Source organism: Pantoea sp. X-Soil-OKNW-556 (assembly GCF_059730695.1).
In genome coordinates this window covers 2,209,337-2,229,426 of sequence record NZ_AP035990.1, presented here as the reverse complement: position 1 = coordinate 2,229,426, position 20,090 = coordinate 2,209,337, and the positions used below count along the sequence as shown (strand labels likewise).

At 54.8% G+C, this 20,090-nt stretch carries 20 protein-coding genes; 11 read left to right on the top strand and 9 right to left on the bottom strand.

Annotated elements, in window-relative coordinates:
• Window positions 1-11: 11 nt before the first annotated feature.
• Entirely contained in the window at window positions 12-728 is a 717-nt protein-coding gene (locus AC6I8T_RS10350) for an ABC transporter permease (protein ID WP_021183198.1), read from the bottom strand.
• 322 nt (window positions 729-1,050) lie between these two features.
• Between AC6I8T_RS10350 and AC6I8T_RS10345 the strand changes: the two genes are divergently transcribed.
• The gene (locus AC6I8T_RS10345; protein WP_208723458.1) at window positions 1,051-2,514 is read left to right on the top strand and encodes an MDR family MFS transporter; all 1,464 of its coding nucleotides are present in this window, start codon (window positions 1,051-1,053) and stop codon (window positions 2,512-2,514) included.
• 56 nt (window positions 2,515-2,570) lie between these two features.
• Here the strand turns inward: AC6I8T_RS10345 and AC6I8T_RS10340 are convergent, their stop codons facing one another.
• Together AC6I8T_RS10340 and AC6I8T_RS10335 are read right to left on the bottom strand one after the other, a co-directional pair.
• Window positions 2,571-2,864, bottom strand: coding sequence for a DUF1161 domain-containing protein (locus AC6I8T_RS10340; RefSeq protein ID WP_497833792.1), 294 nt, complete (start codon window positions 2,862-2,864; stop codon window positions 2,571-2,573).
• A gap of 52 nt (window positions 2,865-2,916) precedes the next feature.
• A complete protein-coding gene (locus tag AC6I8T_RS10335; protein ID WP_208723457.1) occupies window positions 2,917-3,252 on the bottom strand; it encodes a DUF1283 family protein in 336 nt (111 codons plus the stop codon).
• A gap of 130 nt (window positions 3,253-3,382) precedes the next feature.
• Here AC6I8T_RS10335 and AC6I8T_RS10330 point away from each other — a divergent pair, with 130 nt between their 5' ends.
• Entirely contained in the window at window positions 3,383-3,712 is a 330-nt protein-coding gene (locus AC6I8T_RS10330) for a YnfA family protein (RefSeq protein WP_021183202.1), read from the top strand.
• 41 nt (window positions 3,713-3,753) lie between these two features.
• Here AC6I8T_RS10330 and ydfG read toward each other — a convergent pair whose 3' ends face one another.
• The 3 genes from ydfG to AC6I8T_RS10315 all read right to left on the bottom strand — a co-directional run bounded on the left by ydfG (window position 3,754) and on the right by AC6I8T_RS10315 (window position 5,846).
• The gene (gene ydfG / locus AC6I8T_RS10325; RefSeq protein WP_021183203.1) at window positions 3,754-4,500 is read right to left on the bottom strand and encodes a bifunctional NADP-dependent 3-hydroxy acid dehydrogenase/3-hydroxypropionate dehydrogenase YdfG; all 747 of its coding nucleotides are present in this window, start codon (window positions 4,498-4,500) and stop codon (window positions 3,754-3,756) included.
• A 588-nt stretch (window positions 4,501-5,088) separates the two neighbouring features.
• On the bottom strand, window positions 5,089-5,430 hold the full coding sequence (locus AC6I8T_RS10320; protein ID WP_208723456.1) for a hypothetical protein: 342 nt from the start codon (window positions 5,428-5,430) through the stop codon (window positions 5,089-5,091).
• A 2-nt stretch (window positions 5,431-5,432) separates the two neighbouring features.
• The gene (locus tag AC6I8T_RS10315; protein ID WP_497834291.1) at window positions 5,433-5,846 is read right to left on the bottom strand and encodes a glycoside hydrolase family 19 protein; all 414 of its coding nucleotides are present in this window, start codon (window positions 5,844-5,846) and stop codon (window positions 5,433-5,435) included.
• A gap of 633 nt (window positions 5,847-6,479) precedes the next feature.
• On the opposite strand from AC6I8T_RS10315, the gene guaD reads away from it, so the two are divergent.
• From guaD to dcp, 5 genes are all read left to right on the top strand, one after another.
• Window positions 6,480-7,808: a guanine deaminase gene (guaD, locus tag AC6I8T_RS10310; RefSeq protein ID WP_208723455.1), complete on the top strand. Its 1,329-nt coding sequence runs from the start codon at window positions 6,480-6,482 to the stop codon at window positions 7,806-7,808.
• The gene (xdhA, locus tag AC6I8T_RS10305) at window positions 7,805-9,247 is read left to right on the top strand and encodes a xanthine dehydrogenase small subunit (RefSeq protein WP_208723454.1); all 1,443 of its coding nucleotides are present in this window, start codon (window positions 7,805-7,807) and stop codon (window positions 9,245-9,247) included. The genes guaD and xdhA overlap by 4 nt, the downstream gene beginning before the upstream one ends.
• Window positions 9,237-11,603: a xanthine dehydrogenase molybdopterin binding subunit gene (gene xdhB / locus AC6I8T_RS10300; protein ID WP_208723453.1), complete on the top strand. Its 2,367-nt coding sequence runs from the start codon at window positions 9,237-9,239 to the stop codon at window positions 11,601-11,603. The genes xdhA and xdhB overlap by 11 nt, the downstream gene beginning before the upstream one ends.
• Entirely contained in the window at window positions 11,590-12,363 is a 774-nt protein-coding gene (gene xdhC / locus AC6I8T_RS10295) for a xanthine dehydrogenase accessory protein XdhC (protein WP_021183207.1), read from the top strand. Before xdhB ends, xdhC begins: the two co-directional genes overlap by 14 nt.
• Before the next feature lie 82 nt (window positions 12,364-12,445).
• Window positions 12,446-14,494, top strand: coding sequence for a peptidyl-dipeptidase Dcp (dcp, locus tag AC6I8T_RS10290; protein ID WP_497833791.1), 2,049 nt, complete (start codon window positions 12,446-12,448; stop codon window positions 14,492-14,494).
• A gap of 100 nt (window positions 14,495-14,594) precedes the next feature.
• On the opposite strand, the gene hpxO is transcribed toward dcp, so the two are convergent.
• Window positions 14,595-15,752 carry an FAD-dependent urate hydroxylase HpxO gene (hpxO, locus tag AC6I8T_RS10285; protein WP_021183209.1) on the bottom strand — a complete coding sequence of 386 codons (1,158 nt, stop codon included), beginning with the start codon at window positions 15,750-15,752 and terminating at the stop codon, window positions 14,595-14,597.
• 311 nt (window positions 15,753-16,063) lie between these two features.
• Between hpxO and AC6I8T_RS10280 the strand changes: the two genes are divergently transcribed.
• A complete protein-coding gene (locus AC6I8T_RS10280; RefSeq protein WP_036625193.1) occupies window positions 16,064-16,303 on the top strand; it encodes a hypothetical protein in 240 nt (79 codons plus the stop codon).
• Between the two features lie 75 nt (window positions 16,304-16,378).
• Entirely contained in the window at window positions 16,379-17,638 is a 1,260-nt protein-coding gene (locus AC6I8T_RS10275) for an acid phosphatase (protein ID WP_497833790.1), read from the top strand.
• A gap of 120 nt (window positions 17,639-17,758) precedes the next feature.
• On the opposite strand, the gene AC6I8T_RS10270 is transcribed toward AC6I8T_RS10275, so the two are convergent.
• Together AC6I8T_RS10270 and AC6I8T_RS10265 are read right to left on the bottom strand one after the other, a co-directional pair.
• A complete protein-coding gene (locus AC6I8T_RS10270; protein WP_021183212.1) occupies window positions 17,759-18,088 on the bottom strand; it encodes a DHCW motif cupin fold protein in 330 nt (109 codons plus the stop codon).
• A 63-nt stretch (window positions 18,089-18,151) separates the two neighbouring features.
• Window positions 18,152-18,991 carry a class I fructose-bisphosphate aldolase gene (locus AC6I8T_RS10265; protein WP_021183213.1) on the bottom strand — a complete coding sequence of 280 codons (840 nt, stop codon included), beginning with the start codon at window positions 18,989-18,991 and terminating at the stop codon, window positions 18,152-18,154.
• A gap of 172 nt (window positions 18,992-19,163) precedes the next feature.
• Here AC6I8T_RS10265 and AC6I8T_RS10260 point away from each other — a divergent pair, with 172 nt between their 5' ends.
• Both AC6I8T_RS10260 and AC6I8T_RS10255 read left to right on the top strand, forming a co-directional pair.
• Window positions 19,164-19,607, top strand: coding sequence for a GNAT family N-acetyltransferase (locus AC6I8T_RS10260; RefSeq protein ID WP_021183214.1), 444 nt, complete (start codon window positions 19,164-19,166; stop codon window positions 19,605-19,607).
• Between the two features lie 16 nt (window positions 19,608-19,623).
• The gene (locus tag AC6I8T_RS10255) at window positions 19,624-20,079 is read left to right on the top strand and encodes a GNAT family N-acetyltransferase (RefSeq protein WP_208723448.1); all 456 of its coding nucleotides are present in this window, start codon (window positions 19,624-19,626) and stop codon (window positions 20,077-20,079) included.
• Window positions 20,080-20,090: the final 11 nt, after the last annotated feature.

Below are 20,090 nucleotides of genomic sequence, written 5' to 3'. Positions count from 1 at the left end.
AACTCCTGTTGTTATGCCGCTGCATGCGGGCTGAGGTAACGTCCAAGCGCCGCTAACAGCATGTCCAGGATCAGGGCGAACAGGGCGGTTGCCACTGCCCCGAGGATCAACGTCGGGAAGTCGTTGAGGTAAATGCCGGGGAAAATCAGCTCGCCGTAGCTGCTGGCGCCAATCAAAAACGCCAGTGGTGCAGTGCCGACATTGATGGCGGTGGAAATGCGTACCCCGGCGAGAATGACCGGCAACGCGTTGGGGATTTCCACCTGACGCAAACGCTGAAATTTCGTCATGCCAATACCGTTGGCGGCTTCCAGTAGCGAGGGGGGAACCGCGCTCAGTCCGGCATAGGTATTACGCACGATGGGGAGCAGAGAGGCGAGAAACAGCGCAATCAACGCCGGACGATCGCCGATGCCGACAATCACCATCGCCAGTGCCAGCACCGCTAACGGCGGTAGCGTATTGCCAACGTTGAAGATTTGCATCACGTATTCAGCCCACCCGCGGGCAAACGGGCGGCTTAGCAGAATGCCGCTGGGGATGCCGACCAGCAGCGCAAAAAACATGGACCAGAACACCAGAAACAGGTGCTGCTGCCCAAGGTAGATCAGATCGACCCTACGGGCGCGCAGAGTATCCAGCCCAAGCCCCCAAACCAACAGGCCCACCACCAGCACAATGGCCAGCACGGCTAACCCGGTGCGTCGGGCGAGCGATGCGTTTTGCATAGCGAATGTCTCCCTGATTCGTGAAAAACAACCAAAATTGCCTGATTACAGATAAAACGACTATCTAATGCCACTTTTCCAGTGAGAATCGGGAAAGTGGTTTTAGACCTATAGCAACGTTAATCGCGACATGCCAGTTTTTAGGGGAAAATCAGACAGATAGAAAAGAGGAAAAAACCGGCTTAAACCGCGTGAAATAAGGCACAATCCTCAATAAAAAAAATTCATCGATTTTTTGTGACACCGTCACACACGCGGAGCACGCAGAGGAAATCGACGGCTAAAAAATTCGGCCAGGATTACGACAAAGGAAGGAAGAAAAATGACTGAGAGCGCAGAAATTCAAACGGGTAACCGCCACTGGATCCTGATGGCCTGCATGCTGGCGATGTTTATGGCGGCAATTGAGGTCACCATCGTCGCCACCGCGATGCCAACCATCATTGCCGACCTGGGCGGGTTTTCGCATTTCGGCTGGGTCTTCTCTATCTATCTGCTGACACAGGCGGTCACAGTGCCGCTTTATGGTCGACTGGCGGATTTGTGGGGGCGTAAGACGCTATTTTTTATTGGCGTCTCGCTGTTTCTTATTGGGTCGGTGCTGTGCGGTTTCGCCCATACCATGACGTGGCTGATTCTGTTCCGTGCGTTTCAGGGTTTAGGCGCGGGTGCCATCATGCCGTTGACCACCACCATCGTGGCGGATATTTATTCACCGCGCGAGCGTGCCAGCGTGCAGGGTTGGCTTTCCAGCGTTTGGGGCGTGGCGGCGATACTCGGCCCGTTAAGCGGAGCCTGGCTGGTGCAGCACTTTAGCTGGGCGGTGATTTTCTGGGTCAACGTACCAATTGGCCTGATCTCGATGCTGTTGCTGGCGCGTTTTCTGCCGGCGCGGGAACGGCGGCAGCACAGTTCGCTGAATATAACCGGCTGTGCCTGGTTGATGATCAGCGTCAGCGCGCTGTTAATCGCCTTATTGCAGGCCGAAGTGCTGGGCTATTGGTTGCTGCTATTTCTGCTGCTGGCATTGATCGCCGCTGTGTTCCTCAAACGTCATGAACAACGCGCCAGCGCGCCGCTGTTTCCGCTGGCTATCTGGCGCAGTCGATTGATTGTGGCGGGGAATGCCGGAAATCTGATCATTGGCGCAGCGATGATGGGGATCAGTGCCTTTCTGCCAACCTGGATTCAGGGAATTACTGGCGGTACGCCGTTGCAGGCGGGCAGTGCGCTGGCAATGATGTCAATTGGTTGGCCGCTTGCCAGCACCCTGAGTGGTCGTTTGATGTTGGTCACGTCTTACCGATTTACCGCGCAGTTGGGCGCATTGCTGCTGATTGCCGGTAGCGCCTTATTGCTGTTGCTGCGCGCCGACAGCGGGCTGATGCAGGCGGGGCTGACAGCCTTTGTCATCGGTACCGGCATGGGGATGACCAGCACGACCTTTCTGGTCTCGGTACAGAATCACGCGCATTACGAAATTCGCGGTATTTGCACTGCCTCAATCATGTTCAGCCGGATGCTGGGATCGGCGATTGGTACGGCGTTGATGGGGGCGGTGTTGAATTACAATCTGATGCGGCGCTTACCGGAGGCCAGCGATCCGATGCAAAAAATCATGTCGCACGAGAGCCGCCAGGCGTTACCACACGGCACTTTACAGGAATGGATTACGCAAATTGCCAGCTCATTGCACTGGGTTTTCGTGGTGGCGTTGTTGATTGCCGCATTGACGCTGTGGATCGCCTGGCTGATGCCGCACCAGCGGCCGGAGAACGAGGATTAATCCGTAGCGGCGCAATTTAGTTCGCATTGCAGGAAAAAACGCGCCGCTACGATCGTTTACTGTGGTGTATCGTGTGAGCTGCCAGCATCATTCGGGACGTTGCTTTGTGCGTCGCGACTCAGCTTCTTGTAGACAATCTTCTGGGTGTCATTTTCACAATGGCCCACCACCTGACCACCCGCCTGGTCGGCCTGATCGTTAGGGACGATCTCCAGTGTAAAATCCGATTCAGCCAGCCCGTTACTGACCAGTTTCTTGCTGATCTCTGCTTTAACGCTTTCGCAGGAGGCCTGCGAAAGCATCGGTAACGCCAGCAGGGACAGCAACATCACGGCAAGACGCTTTTTCATCACACACTCCTTTGGTTTGAACTCCCTTGATAACTATAGCAGCGTCAGCAACTTATGGTGTGACGATACGACCGGTGCGACGGTCAAGGCAGCGCAGCGTGTTGGGTTCCCAATAGGCATTAACGTTGTAGCTTTTCTCGCAGGCATCACGGCTATCAAACGCTTTATCGGTTTTATCAAACTCTTTCTCGACGCGGGTATTCACTTTATTGCGCAGGTTGCGGGTGTCATTCCATTGCTCCTTGCTTTGACGTGCCGCCTCATTGCTGGACGCGCTGTTGCCGTTTTCAATGATCAGGCGATCGGTTTGCGCTGAAGCCAGTGGGGCAGCCAGCAAAACGCTGGAAGTCAGTACCGCTGCAAGCAGTGCGGGAAACAATTTTTTCATCGTCTTTTCCTTTAGTTAACGCCAGCACCATCGCGATGGTGGCTGTAACAACAATGCCCGGTAGTATATCATCGCTGCTTCTTTACTCACCAGCGGTGAGGCATTTGTTGAGACTTCTGAGAGACTTTTTATGCTGGTGAAAACCACCTTGCTGTTTTTTTTAACTGCGATTGCGGAAATTGTTGGGTGCTTTCTGCCGTGGTTATGGCTGAAGAAGGGCGCGACAGCATGGTTGTTACTGCCTGCGGCGGCCAGCCTGATGCTGTTTGTCTGGTTGCTGACCCTGCATCCGGCGGCCAGTGGTCGCGTTTATGCCGCTTACGGTGGCGTTTATGTGTTGACCGCGTTGATCTGGCTACGTGTGGTGGATGGGGTAAAACTCAGCCCGTGGGATTGGGCCGGGGCGTTGATTGCCTTGAGCGGCATGCTGATTATTGTCGCGGGTTGGGGACGGGCCTGAGTTTCGCGTAGCGGCGCGATTGATCGCGCCGCCAGGTATTTTTAGTCCTTATGTACCTTCAAACCCGCCAGGGTTTGCGTCACCGGCATCATTTCCAGCGTGTTGATATTGACGTGCTTCGGTAGCGTCGCCACCCAGTATACCGCTTCGGTGACATCCTCGGCGGTCAGTGCGGTAGTCCCTTCATAAACCTTATCGGCTTTACCGTCGTCACCTTTGAAACGCACATTAGAAAACTCCGTACCGCCCACCAGACCCGGTTCGATATCGGTGACGCGCAACGCGGTGCCGTGCAGATCGGTACGTAAATTCAGGCTGAACTGGCGCACAAAGGCTTTGGTTGCACCATAGACGTTGCCACCGGCATACGGCCAGCTTCCGGCAATCGAACCAATGTTGATGATATGGCCAACGTTGCGTTCCACCATAGCGGGCAGCAGGGCGCGCGTCATGTACACCAAACCTTTGTTGTTGGTGTCGATCATATTTTCCCAATCTTCGATATTGGCTTTATGCGCGGGTTCGATACCGAGCGCCAGACCGGCATTGTTGACCAACACATCGATATTGCGCCATTCAGCCGGCAGTGCGGCGATAGCTTCTTCGATAGCGGCACGGTTGCGCACATCCAGTTGTACGGTGTAGAGATTGTCGCCCAGTTCGTCTTTCAATTCCTGCAAACGCTCAACGCGGCGTCCGCTGGCGATCACTTTATGACCTGTAGCAATGAAGCGGCGGGTGATACTTTGACCAAAACCGGCCGTCGCACCGGTAACAAAAATAATCATCTCACTGTTCCTTAAACGATTGCGTGTCACAATTAATCTATTGATTCAAATTGGAAAAATCCACCTAAAATTCGAAAGAGGGCAAAACAAAACTGCCAGCAAGGTGTTAAGCATGGCGACCTGATCGCCGCTTAACGCCAAAATCCATGAACCTTAAACATCATAAACCATCTGTGCATTTTCATGGCCCATCTGGGTCACGTTGCATGTTGGACAGGTACATCCATCACGCATAAGTGTCACAGGGCTGATGTATGCGCTGTAAGGCGATACGTTACTCATTCTGAAATTGTTAAAATGTGGATAGCCAATATCTTTATCGAATTGAACAGCCGGAATATAATTAACATTGGGCGTCAAATGAGAATATCTATATTTAACATGAAGTTGTGCAATTGATATTTATCAAAATTATCGGCATAAAACAGATTTAAATTAAAGGCGTGTGATACGCGAATGTGACACGCTTTGCTTTCATATTATATGTGAGCTTTTCAGTACCAACCCTAATCACTGCTTCATGTTATTAACCCGCGCAAGCGGTTTTTTTTGGATGATATTCGATAAAGCCGTCGGGAAGCCTGATTGTTACAAATCTGCGTATTCAAGAATTTCTTCGCCCATGAGCGTGCAATCAAGGTCGGAATAGTAACTGAAACGCATTCTGTATTTGCCTTTGTAGATATAACCCCACGCTTCTAATACATCGAATTTTTGTGATGGATTCTGAGGATTACTCACTTTCTCCAGCGGAGTTACTTTGTTGTCTATAGAGATTCGGTCATCATTATCCCGATAAAAAGACAGGAGTTTTTTTGCATCTTTAAGAGCCGTATCTTTACACGTCATTGACGATTGTTGTCCGGCTGCGTATGAGCTGAAAGCCGAGAGCAGAAAAACTAAAGAGAAAACAAATTTAAATTTTAACATTGTCAAATACCCATCTCATTCTTGATCCGATCAAGTGCACGCTTCCTCTCAACAAGTCCGTTATAACCACCGTTAACGGCATAGGTTACTGCTTTGAAATCATCTCGGTCGGCAGGTATGTTTACGTGTCGCTTGTGCCAGAATTCACAGGCAGTCCTGACGGCTACATCAGGATTAGATGAAACCAGTCCAGGGTGATTAACCAAATCCTCATGGAGAATACGTCCATACTGATCGTAATTCTCGCGACCAGTGAGATGGAGCATACCTCTGCCGATGTATTTAGGACCATCACCCGGATATTTGTTACCGAGCGCCCGACCAACAGCGGTGTTGTATTCGTACTCCTTACCGCCGTTTCTGGCTCTTTCCGTCAGCGATGAAAAGTTTGCAGTTTCAACACAAGACTGTGCCAGAAAGTGTGCGAGTCGGAGGTCTGAGTCGATTTAGTAAAACGGTAACCATTGGTTGAGTGAGGGGACAAGAGCACTGACATTGTGCTGTTGAGAATTTAGAAGGCTTCTTTCATGAAGATAATGCTGAGCGATTTTCCATAAAAAAAACGGGTGTGATGCGGAACATTGAATGATTTCCTCCATTTAACTGAAACTTCCATCCATTCAAAAAAGCATTGAGCACATCAGTTCTGTAGATACTCATTGTAACGTGACTTTAAGAAATTTTAACAACTGACTTTGTCCAGAAATGTTTCCGTACCATCAGCACAAGCCCTTTGGCCATCCAAAGGCTTTGCTTAATTCCACCTGCACGATTTCAGCGCACAACCGCACCAATATGGCACAAATCATTGCCACGCAAAGGGTACAAAAAGCCCGTCTCACCGGCGGTTGTTAAATCGCAACCGATTGCGAAGCATGGCAACCGTTTGCGCATTCGGTTGCCTGGGCATGCTGCCATAGAAATCCCTTATAACAACCTAATATATTGAATATAAACATAAAAATAAGTTATTTGTGTTGGCATGGTGTTTGCAAAACTCCTTAAAGGCCATCACCTGCCATAACAAAGATAACGCAAGGAACTACTTTATGCCTTTTGCATCCGAAACCACGCTGCGCGCCAGTTTTTTTGATTTTACCGGCGTGGCACAACAACCCGATACCATTGCTGATCAGGCGCGCTACCTCGAAGATGGTGTATTGACGCTGCACGACGGAAAAGTTGTCAGCCTGGAGAGCTGGGAAAGCGCACAGTCGCGCATCAACCCTGCCACGCTGATCGACCTGCGCGGCAAACTGATCGTACCGGGATTTATCGATACCCACATTCACTATCCGCAAACCGAGATGATAGGGGCGTTTGGTGAGCAACTGCTGGAATGGCTGAACCAATACACTTTCCCGGTCGAGAGCCAGTACCACTGTCCCGATCATGCGGCACAGATGTCAGCGTTCTTTCTGCATCAGCTGCTGGCGAACGGTACCACCACCGCGCTGGTATTTGGTACCGTGCATCCGCAGTCGGTGGAAGCATTGTTTAGCGCCGCAGAGCAGCTCAATATGCGTCTGATTGCCGGTAAGGTGATGATGGATCGCAACGCACCGGCTTATCTGACCGAAACCCCGCAGGCAAGCTACCTGCAAACCCGCGCCTTGATTGAACGCTGGCATAATCGTGGCCGTCTGAGTTATGCGCTGACGCCACGCTTTGCCCCGACATCGTCGCCACAGCTGTTGGAAAAAGTCCGTCAGCTACGGGCAGAGTTCCCCGACACCTGGTTGCACACCCATCTGAGCGAAAATCCGCAGGAAATCGCCTGGGTCAAAGAACTGTTCCCGGAGCATGACGGCTATCTCGATGTGTATCACCAGCATCAGCTCACCGGCAAACGCAGCGTGTTTGCCCACTGTCTGCATCTGGATGACCATGAATGGCAGTGCCTGCACGATACCGATTCATCAATTGCTTTCTGTCCGACCTCCAACCTGTTTCTCGGCAGCGGGTTATTTAACATCAAACGCTGCTGGCAGCAGGGCGTACGGATGGGGATCGGCACTGACGTCGGTGCTGGCACCACCTTTAACATATTGCAAACCCTTGGTGAGGCTTACAAAGTCGGCCAGCTTCAGCACTATAAACTCAGCGCCTGCGAAGCCTTTTATCATGCCACGCTCGGCGGAGCGCATGCGCTGGATCTCGATCATGCCATCGGTAACTTCAATCCGGGTAAAGAGGCGGATTTCGTGGTGCTCGACCCCGCTGTTTCAGCGTTGCAGCAATTGCGTTACGCCAACAGCAAAGATATCTGGGAAAAATTGTTTGTGCTGATGACACTGGGTGACGATCGCAATATCGCGCAGACCTGGGTCAATGGTCAGCCGGTCTGGCAACGGGAAAGCGGGGTAAAAGCGGCATGATTCAGTTTCTGCTCAATAATCGACTGGTGACTGAACGCGATCTCGATCCGAACCTCACCGTATTGAATTATTTGCGTAATCATCAGCAACGTCGTGGCACCAAAGAGGGCTGCGCCTCGGGCGACTGCGGTGCCTGCACCGTGACGCTGGGGAAGGTGATGGATGGACGCATGCATTATGAGACGGTGAACAGTTGCCTGACGCTGGTCAGCAGCCTGCAAGGCAAGCAACTGATTACCGTCGAGGATTTACGCCAGGGGGGCGATCTGCACCCGGTACAGCAGGCAATGGTCGATTGTCACGGTTCGCAGTGTGGCTACTGCACGCCAGGTTTTGTTATGTCGTTGTTCACATTACAGAAAAACAGCCACGGCTGGGACCGGCACCAGGCGGAACAGGCGCTGGCGGGCAATCTGTGTCGCTGCACCGGTTATCGGCCCATTATGGATGCGGCACAGCAGGCCTGTGAGCAGCCGGTCTGCGACAACTTCAGCCAGAGCGAAGCCAGCGTGGTGCAACGCTTACAGGCGTTGGTCAGCAACGAGGTGCAGATACTGGAAGCCAACGGCAACCGCTGCCTGGTGCCAAAAACCCTGGATCAGCTGGCAGCCCTCTACCAACAACATCCGCACGCGCGTTTGCTGGCGGGCGGCACCGACCTGACGTTACAAATTACCCAGCAATATCAGCAGATTCCGCTGTTGATCGCGCTGGAGCAGGTCGCAGAGCTGAAGGTATGCAGCGAAGATGAAGCGCACTGGCGTCTGGGCGCAGGGGCGTCACTGCATCAATGCTATCAATTTCTCGCAGCACGCATTCCGGCGTTCAGCCGTATGCTGGAACGCTTTGCCTCGTTGCAAATTCGTCATCAGGGCACGCTGGGCGGCAATATTGGCAACGCTTCGCCGATTGGTGATGCTGCGCCGATGCTGCTGGCGCTGAATGCCCGACTCGAATTACAGCAGGGGGAACAGTGTCGGGAAGTGCCGCTGGATCAGTTCTTTACTGGTTATCGCCAGACGGTGTTGCAACCCGGCGAGTTTATTCGCACTATCATCATACCTCGCGTGACAGCGTCACCTGACTTTGTCGCCTGGAAGGTATCCAAACGCCTCGACGACGATATTTCTGCAATTTTTGCCGCCATCAACCTTCACGTTGAGGACGGCACGGTGCAGCATGTCCGCATTGCGTTTGGCGGCATGGCGGCCACCCCCAAACGTGCGCTCAATGCTGAAGCGGTGCTCAACGGTGCCACGTTTGACCTGACAACTATCGAATCGGCCTGCGCCGCCCTGAGCCAGGATTTCCAGCCGCTGAGTGATTTCCGCGCCAGCGCTGCCTACCGTTTGCAGGTGGCGCGGAATCTGTTGCGTCGCTACTACGCACAGGCCAGCGGCGAACTGACCATCGCAGAGGTGACGCGCTATGTCTCATAATCGCCCGCAACTGAATGAAACCCTGTTAAAAACCCAGTTTGACGCCGGTATACAAAGCGGTGTCGGGCGTAGCCGTAAACATGAAAGTGCGGATAAACATGTCTCCGGCGAAGCGATTTATATCGATGACAAACCCGATCTGCCGGGTTTACTGCATCTCTGCCCGCTGCTGAGTCCTCATGCTCACGCGCGTATTACCAAACTGGATGTGCAGCCCTGTTACGCAGTGCCTGGCGTGGTCAGCGTACTGACCTGGCGTGATGTGCCGGGCAGCAACGATGTTGGCCCGTTAGAACCGGGCGATCCGCTGCTGGCACAAGAAAAGGTGGAGTATCTCGGCCAGGTGGTGATAGCCGTAGCAGCAGATTCACCGGAAGCCGCGCGCGCCGGTGTCGAGGCGGCGATTGTCGAATACGAAGCGTTACCGGCGATCCTCGATGTTTGTCAGGCGCTGGAGCAGGGGCTTTTTGTCCAGCAGCCGCACGTCCACCAGCGCGGCGATGCGGATGCAGCGTTGGCCCGTGCACCGCACCGTATTCAGGGCAGTTTCCATATTGGTGGTCAGGAACATTTCTATCTGGAAACCCAGACGGCATTAGTGATCCCCGGTGAAGACCATGCGCTTCAGGTGTTCTCCTCCACCCAGAACCCGACCGAGGTACAAAAGCTGGTGGCTGAGGTGATGGGGATCAGCATGAATAACGTCACCATCGATATGCGCCGGATGGGCGGGGGTTTTGGCGGCAAAGAAACTCAGGCAGCGGGCGTTGCCTGCCTGTGCGCCATCGCCGCACGTCAGACGCGACGACCGGCGAAAATGCGCCTCGCACGCCGTGACGATATGCGTATCACCGGCAAGCGTCATCCGTTCTACGTGCGTTACGATGTCGGATTTGATGACACGGGACGTTTTTGTGGTGTGAAGCTCGATCTGGCAGGAAATTGCGGTTTTTCACTCGATCTTAGTGGATCGATAGTCGATCGAGCTATGTTCCATGCAGATAATGCTTATTACCTCGGCGATGCGCTGATTACCGGTTATCGCTGCCGTACCAACATCGCGTCGAATACCGCCTACCGTGGCTTCGGTGGGCCGCAGGGCATGGTGGCGATTGAGCAGATCATGGATCACATCGCGCGCGAGTTGCAGCTCGATCCACTGGAACTGCGCAAGCGTAACTACTACGGCAAGCAGGATCGCAACATCACCCATTATCACCAGCAGGTAGAGGATAACCTGCTGGATGAGATCACCAACCAACTGGAAACCAGCAGCGAATACACCGTGCGGCGCGCGGAAATTCAGGCATTTAACGCCGCCAATCGTGTGATGAAGCGCGGGCTGGCACTGACGCCGGTAAAATTTGGCATCTCCTTTACCTCCAGCTTTCTGAATCAGGCGGGCGCGCTGATTCTGATCTACACCGACGGCACGGTGCAGCTCAATCACGGCGGCACTGAGATGGGACAGGGGCTGAACACCAAAGTGGCGCAAATTGTGGCGGAGGTGCTGCAAATCGACATCAGCCACATTCAGGTTACCGCCACGGATACCGGCAAGGTGCCCAACACCTCGCCAACGGCGGCCTCCAGCGGAGCCGATCTTAACGGCAAAGCGGCACAGGATGCGGCGCAGACCTTGCGTGATCGCTTAACCGCGATGTTGTGCAAGCTGCATCAATGTGAGGCTGAGCAGGTCAACTTCAGCAACGGTATCGTGCGCGTCAGGGAGCAGCATTTCACCTTCGCCGATGTATGCCAGCAGGCGTGGCTCAACCAGGTGCCGCTGTCGGCTACCGGTTTTTATCGGGTGCCGGGTATCCATTATGACCGCAACGCCGGACGCGGCACGCCGTTTTACTACTTCTCTTACGGTGCCGCCTGCTGCGAGGTGTTGCTGGATACCTTAACCGGCGAGTACCGCTTGCTACGCGCCGATATTCTGCATGATGTCGGGGCATCGCTTAATCCGGCCATCGATATTGGTCAGGTGGAAGGCGGTTTTGTGCAGGGCATGGGTTGGCTGACCTGCGAAGAACTGGTGTGGAATGACCAGGGCAGACTGCTCACTGACGGTCCGGCCAGCTACAAAATTCCGGCCATCAGCGATGTGCCTGCCGATCTGCGCGTGACTCTGGTGGAGAACCGCAAAAACCCGCAGCAGACGGTGTTCCATTCCAAAGCGGTGGGCGAGCCGCCGTTTATGCTGGGGATTGCCGTATGGTGCGCGTTGCAGGATGCGGTCGCCAGTGTCGCGGATTACCGTCAACATCCGCTGCTGGATGCGCCAGCCACGCCAGAACGGGTTTTCTGGGGCGTACAGCGCCTCTCAGGAGCGGATGATGATCTACCATGACTGGATTAGCGTGCTGCATCGCCTGCGGGAAAAACGGGAAAGTTGTGTGCTGGTCACCGTGCTGAGCGAGCGCGGTTCGGTGCCGCGTGACAGCGGCAGCAAAATGGTGGTCACCGCCAGTGACAGTTTTCTCACCATCGGCGGCGGCCATCTGGAGTATCAATGTATCGCTCAGGCTCGCGAGATGTTGCAGCAGCAGCGCGCTGCACCGCATACGGAAGAGTTCGCGCTGGGCGCGCGGCTCGGTCAGTGTTGTGGCGGCATGGCGACCATTTTGTTTGAACCGCTGATGCAGCAACAACCAGAAATTCAGGTGTACGGTGCCGGGCATGTCGGGCAGGCGCTGGTGCAGCTATTGGCGACGTTACCCTGTCACATAACCTGGATTGACAGCCGTGCGGCGCAGTTCCGCAACGTGCCGGAAGGCGTCACGGTATGTCAGGTGGATGACCCACTGGACTGCGTGGCGGAAGCCGCCCCAGGCAGCTATTTTGTGGTGATGACCCATCATCATCCGCTCGACCTGGCGTTGAGCGAAGCCATCCTGCGACGCGGCGACTTTCGTTATGCCGGGGTGATTGGTTCAGAAACCAAAGCACAACGCTTCCGTTACCGGCTCGAAGGTAAAGGTATTGCGGCAGATACGCTGGCGCGCCTGCGTTGTCCGTTGGGGTTGCCGGATGTCAAAGGGAAGCTACCCGCCGAAATAGCCGTAGCGGTGGCGGGTGAGATCATCAGTGTTTATCAGCGGCAGACGTGAGTTGTTGAGACGCGCTGAAACTGCCAGGATAGAAACATTCCGCCGGGGCTTGCTCCGGCGTTGCTGATGATCAGGAGCGATAATGAATTCAAGAGCCAATCCTTTCTTCACTGCCAGCACCTTACCGTATCAAACCCCACCGTTTGACCTTATTCAGGAAGACGATTTTCTCCCGGCGCTGGAAGCCGGCATTGACGAAAAACGCCGGGAAGTCGCGGCGATCGCCAGCAATCCAGAGCCTGCCAGCTTCGAAAATACCTATGAGGCGCTGGAGCGCAGTGGCCAACTGCTCAGTCGTGTCAACCTGGTGTTTGGTGCCATGACCTCAGCCAATACCAGCGAACGACTCCAGGACATTGATGAGTTGATCACCCCTAAACTGACCGCGCTGACCGATGAGATCACCCTCAACAGCCAATTGTTCAGCCGACTGGATTATGTTTATCAGCATCGGGGTTCACTCTGCCCGGATGCGGAAGCGATGCGGCTGACGGAAGTCACCTGGCAACATTTTAAACTGGCCGGTGCCGCACTGAATGACGCAGATAAAGCGCAACTGCGCGCCTGCAATCAGGAGCTGGCGACGCTCGGCACCAAATTTGGTAACCGCCTGCTGGCGGCCTCCAAAATGGGGGCGTATACCGTCAGCGACCCCGCAGCGCTGGCTGGGTTGAGTGTCGAAGAACTGGCTCACGCTAAAGCAGCGGCTGAGGCGCGCGGCTTATCTGGCGAGTGGTTGATCCCATTGCAGAACACCACTCAACAGCCCGCGTTGCAGTCACTGAGCGTACGCGCCACGCGTGAAGCGTTGTTCCAGCGTGCGCTGTCACGGTGTGAGCAGGGCGACGATAACGACACCCGCGCGCTGGTGCTGCGGATGGCGCAGTTACGTGCGCAGCGCGCCAGCCTGCTCGGCTTTAAAACCTATGCCGAGTGGGGGTTGCAGGATCAGATGGCGAAGACCCCGGAAGCCGCGTTCAGTTTTATGCGCAACATCGTACCCGCGGCGCGTGAACGCGCTGAACGTGAAGCGGCGGATATCCAGCAGGCGATTGAACAGGCCCATCACAGTTTTCCGCTGCGCGCCTGGGACTGGAATTTCTACGCAGAGCAGGTGCGTAAAGCCAAATATGACCTGGATGAAAGCCAGATTCGCCCGTATTTTGCGCTGGAAAACGTGCTGGAGAAAGGGGTGTTCTGGTCGGCCAGTCAGCTGTTTGGCATTCGCTTCAGCGAACGCCACGATCTGCCGGTCTACCACCCTGATGTGCGTGTGTATGAAATTTTTGATGCAGACGACACGCCACTGGCGTTGTTCTACACCGATTTCTTCAAGCGCGATAACAAAAGCGGTGGCGCGTGGATGAGCAATTTTGTCGATCAGTCGACGCTGCTCGACACCAAACCGGTGATTTACAACGTGTGCAACTACACCAAACCCGCCAGTGGTCAACCTGCGTTGCTGAGCTGGGACGAAGTCATCACCTTGTTCCACGAGTTTGGTCACGCGTTGCATGGTTTGTTCGCGTCGCAGCGTTATGTCAGCATTTCCGGTACCGCGACACCGCGCGATTTTGTCGAATTTCCGTCGCAGATTAACGAACACTGGGCCAGTAACCCGCAGGTGTTTGCCAACTATGCCCGCCACTATCAAAGTGGGGAACCCATGCCTGCCGAACTGCGCGAAAAAATGGTGCGTGCGGCAACGTTCAACAAAGGTTATGACATGACCGAGCTGCTGGCGGCGGCACTGCTCGACCTGCAATGGCATTCGTTGACCACGACGGATAACCCGGAAGATGTCAGCCATTTCGAGCTGCAAGCGCTGGCTGCGGAGAATATCGCGCTGAGTGCGGTGCCACCGCGCTACCGTTCCAGCTATTTCCGCCATATCTGGGGCGGCGGCTATGCCGCAGGTTATTACGCCTATATCTGGACGCAAATGCTGGCTGACGATGGCTATCAGGCGTTTGAGGAGCGGGGCGGCTTAACCCGCGAAAATGGGCAGCGATTCCGCGAGCAGATTTTGTCGCGCGGCAACAGCACCGATTTGCAGTATCTGTGGCTGGCCTGGCGCGGCAAAGCGCCGGAAATCGGCCCGATGCTGAAAAACCGCGGATTGTCGTCGTAGCGGCGCGATTTATCGGTTCAGCGCGTGCGGTTGCCCTCATCCCGTCCTTCTCCCGTAAGCGGGAGAAGGACGAGTGCATTATGCCAGCGGGGGGAGAGGATCAACCCAGCGGGCCGCCTTCAATGGTATCGCACATCCCGGCGAGCACGCGCTCGCCGGTTTCATTTTTCAGTTCCTGATACCATGCGGCGGTAATCGCTGCATCTTTGGCGTGGGTAACGTCACAACGCTTACGCGCCTTCAGCACCAGATCTTTCGTGCGCTCCACCCGACGCGCCTGGTAACGCAGTAAGCCATCCTCAATCCCCAGCGAATGTGCCGCCAGCGTCTGCGCCAGCACGATCGCGTCTTCCATCGCCGCACAACCGCCCTGACCGATATCCGGCGTCGTGCTGTGCGCCGCATCGCCCAGCAGCGCCACCCGCCCTTTGACGAACTGGCTGAAAGGTTCGATATCGTGAATCTCCACGCGGTTGGTGGTTTCCGGGTTGATCGCATCGATCAGTCGCTGCACCGGATCGGCCCAGCCAGCAAAGTAACCACGCAGATCGTCTTTCAACGTGCTGCGATCTTCCGGCAAACCTTTCGGCAACGGTACATCAAAGAAGAAGTAAAAACGGTTGCCGCTCACCGGCATCAGCGAAACACGTTTGCCTTCGCCGACAAAGGTGGTCCACTGATCCGCCGGAGCGATGCTTTCGTCAATGGTCACCAGCCCGTTCCAGTTAACGTAACCGGCATAGCGACGTTCGACGCTTTCGCCCAGCACGTAATGGCGAATGACCGAATGGGTGCCGTCGGCGGCAATCAGGAAATCAGCTTGCTGCTGGCTGCCATCATCAAACCATGCCGTCACGCCAGTGGCGGTCTGCTCAACCTGGGTGACGCGCTTGCCGAAGCCAATGCGTGAACGGCCATAAGTATCAATCAGCATTGCCTGCAACTCGGCGCGTGCGACCGGGTAAGGATGTTCGCCAACCTGCTGCACCAGCGGATCCATGCTAAAGCGGGTCAGGGTAGCGCCGCTATGGGCATCGTTGTAGGCCATAAACGCCATATTGCCGCCCAGCGCCCGCAGGGACGCTTTCATACCCAGCGCATTGAGACACTTCACCCCATTGGGCCAGATTGAAATGGCTGCGCCTACCGGTTTCATCTCTTTGACCGCTTCAAACACGGCAGTGGTAAAGCCTGCTTTTTCCAGCGCAATTGCCGCGCTCATCCCGCCGATACCGGCACCAATCACAATCGCTTTCATAACCTTCTCCTTTGCTATACCGGAACAAGCTTGCAACTTTTGTACCAATAACGGAAGGTCAGGTTCCCAGGCAGCAATGCGCTGATATTTATTGATATTAATCAATTTATATCAGGGTAATTTCACAAGGCTGCACAACGATGCATCATCAGCTTGCACCGTATTGGTTCAATTCTTGCTGAGGTGTGAATCAATGGTTTCATTCGTAGCGGCGCGATTTATCGCGCAATATCGCACAACGACAAAAAGCCTGCGATAAATCGCGCCGCGACAGCCATACTCTTTCCGATTAACCACACGAGGGTAAGGCGATGAAGTGGACCATCCTGTTGCTGCTGCTCGTCAGCATTGGCGCAGCTGCTCAAACCCGCTGGCAACCAGAAGGCAAATCCCCGATCCCGCAGCTCACGCCTGCGGCGGCGAAATGCGATGTGTCGGCCTGTCAGCAGAATTGTTATATCCAGCAGTCACAATGCAACAACGACAAAAACGGCGCATGTGGCTCGCTGGCACAAATTTGTGTACAAAACTGTGCCAGCCAGTGTCGTTAACTGAAATAAAACTGTCATAACAGGGTGTTAGCGTGTTTCCCCGGCAAGGTAATATTCTGATAACAGGGGAAAATAATGAAAACCCGCTTCACTCTGATCGCAGCCCTGCTGCTGCTGGCGCAGCAGGCGCAGGCGCTCTCACTGCCGGACGCCGCTGCGCTCGCCAGTCAGACTTCCATCGGTTCTGCTCAGGCAGGTTACAACGATCTTGAACAGCAGATGCAACAAGCGTTGCGTGCGGCGTTACAGGGTAACAACCCGCAGCTCACACGTAATCTGCTGGAAAAAGCCAAACAATCCCCCACGCAGGCGGATTACGCCTGGCTGAAAAGCAGTGGCTACGATTTCCAGACCAAAGCCAATCAGCAGGCGGGTATCGCGCTGCTGGCGGGGTTTAGTTCGCTGCCAGCCAGCGTACTGGATGCGAACCGCGCCACCGTCACCCAAATCAACCTGAATGCCACGCAGGGCACACGCCATCAGGCGCTGGCTGATGCCGAAGGTATCAACCATCTCTATTTCCTCGCCGATGCGCTTGGCCCGCGCCTCGGAAGAGCCTTTCTGACCGCCTATGACAAAGGAGAACTGGGCAAAGCGGCGGCGCTGATTAAAGCCAGCGAAGTCAGCACCAGTGCGGCGAAAAAACACTTCAACTATCCGCGTCCGTTCCTGCATCAAGGCAACACCATTCACCTGGTGCCGGACGATGTGGTGGTGAAGGATAACCACCCGTACACCGCCGAGGGCGGTTCTTTCCCGAGCGGGCATACCAATACCGGTTATACCGATGCGCTGTTGCTGGCGGAGATGGTGCCGGAGCGTTTCGAAGCGCTGGTCACCCGTGGTGCGCGTTACGGTTACTCGCGTCTGGTGCTGGGGGTGCATTACCCCCTCGACGTGATGGGTTCACGCATGGTGGCGGAACGCAATGTGGCGAATTATCTCAACGATGCCCGCTATCAGGGATTGTTCAGTGAAGCTCGCGAGCAACTGCGTGCGGCGCTGGAGAAAGAGTGTGGCACCTCACTGGCGGAGTGCGCGCGCAGTACCGGCAAGGATGATCCATATCGGTCACCGCAGATGAAACGATTTTACCGTTTCACCCTGAGCTACAACCTGCCGCAAACAACCGGCAAACATGTCGCGGTGACGGTACCTGCCGGGGCTGAAGTGCTGCTGAAAACCGCGCTGCCACAATTGTCTGCTGCGCAACGGCGCGCGTTGATGGTGAAATCGGCACTGCCCGGCGGTTATCCGCTTTCCGGCAATGCGGAGCAGTCATTCTGGCAACGTCTGGATTTGACAGCGGCTTACGCGCTGGCAACTCAACCTTAAGTATTTCATCACGTAGCGGCGCGATTTATCGCGCGGATTTTTCTCACAACGCGCACGTATTTGCACGATAAATCGCGCACGGATTTGCGCGATAAATCGCGCCGCTACGGGATAATGGCATCAATCAACGATAAACAGCTTCGCCCCGGTTTCCGTTGAGGAACGGTGCGCTTCGGCATTATCCGCCACCTGATAACTGACGCCAGGCGTCAGGGTAAAACGGCGACCATCTTCCAGTTCTGTCACCATTTCCCCTTCCAGACACAGCAAAATATGTCCCTTCAGACACCAGTGATCGGCCAGATACCCCGGCGAGTATTCCACCATGCGCACACGAATATCGTTGAAACGTTGGGTACGCCACAACGCAAAGCCGCGATCGCCGGTGTGAGTTTCCGGTTCAATCTGATCCCATTGGGTAATGCCAAAAGGTAACTGGTTAATCTGCATGTTGCCGATCCTTTCATCAGGTAGATGATTGTTTATACATGCATTTCAACCCGCTGCAAACCCTTACCCCTGCTGATAAATCTCCAGCGCATCCGGGCCACTCGCGCCCTGATGAATGATCGCCATCAGCGCTTTCACCACCCGTGATGGATTATCGTGCTGATAAACGTTGCGTCCGTAGACCATGCCGCTGGCCCCTTGCGCCATCAGCGCGGCACTTTTTTGCAGCACTGCGCCCAGCTCACCTTTTCCGCCGCCGCGTACCAGCGTTGGGCAGCGAGCGGCTTCTACCACACGGTGAAAGTCTTCCACGTTATCGGTGGGGTCGGCTTTGACAATATCCGCACCGAGTTCACGCGCCAGTCGCACCAGCGGCACGATTTTTTCGACATCGCCCAGCGAACCGTAAGCGGCACCTTGTCCGGCCGGGGCCATCACCAGTGGCTCAATCATTAACGGCATGGCGTAGCGATCGCAGGCCTGACGCAGACGGCCAATGTTCTCGACACACATACGGAAGATGCCTGGCTCATCCGGGATCAGATAGAGATTGACCACCACTGCGGCAGCATCCATCTGCAACGCCGCCAGAATCGGTTCTTCCGGGTTGTGCAGCACCGCCCACATCTCGCGATGGCGGGCCGCGTTGTAGGCATTACCGACATCGGTGCGCATCACCAGCGCCGGTTTGCGTCCTGCTTCGCGTTGCAACAAGTCGGCCTGACCATAGTTGACCTGAATAGCATCCGGCTGGGCGGCGATCAGGTTGCGCATCACGCCTTCAATATTCTCCAGCCCAATCAGAAAATCGGGTTCATTAGCAATGCCGTGATCGATCGCCACATCGAGGCATTTGCCCTGTTGAAACAGGCGATTCATGCGTACTTTCGGGGTGACTAACATGACGTGTTTCCTCCTGAAAAACCGCGAGATAAGAAAATCATTGTAAGTCCCGCTGCGTCTCAGCGACTAATTGCGGTGACGCAGTTGTGAAGTTGTTCACTTAATTGGAAAAGGTTCTATAGTGGTGCGTCGTTTACAGAATGATCAATGCAAAACAGGAGAATGAATCATCATGGAAATTCGCGCGTTAAGTTTTGACGATCGTTCTGCGTGGCAAAAGTTATGGAAGGGCTATCAACGTTTTTATGCAGCCAGTATCAGCGATGTCGCCACCGAACAGACTTTTCGTCGATTTATGGCCGATAGCCAACCCATGTACTGCCTGGTCGCGGAAGAGAACGGGAAGCTGATTGGCCTGGTGCATTATCTGACGCACCGCACCACCTGGACTGTCGGTGATTACTGTTATCTCCAGGATCTGTTTGTCAGTGAAGCGGCGCGGGGTAAAGGGGTAGGGAAAGCGCTGATCCTGGCCGTTTATCAGCAGGCCGAAGCCTTGGGTTGCTCGCGGGTGTACTGGACAACGCAGGAGTCCAATGCCACCGCGCGCAAACTTTATGATCAGATCGCCAGCAAAACCGAATTTATTCAATATCGCAAATTGCTGGGTGCGTGATAACAGGAGTGCAGGGATGTTTGCTATCAAAACCACATCTGCTCATGACCGCCATTTCCAATTGCTGGTGGCCGAGCTGGATGCCTTCCAGAGCGTGCTTTATCCGGCGGAGAGTAACCATTGCCTTGATTTGACCACCGTCGCGGAAGATGGGCTGCATTGTGTGATTGTCACCGGTGATGCAAATCAGCCGGTTGGCTGTGGCGCGGTGTTGATGCAGCAGGATGGCAGCGCGGAACTCAAGCGTATCTACGTACGCAGCGCCTGGCGTGGCAAACAATTGGGCGAGGCGATTGTACAGCGGCTGGAAAAGATCGCCATCGCACAGGGCTGCGACCAGGCCCGACTGGAAACCGGCAATCAGCAGCTCGCCGCCATTCGTTTGTATGAAAACCTGGGCTATCGCCAGTGCGAGGCCTTCCCGCCGTATCAGCCTGATCCGCTGAGTGTCTTTATGATGAAACCACTTTAAAACTGACAAGG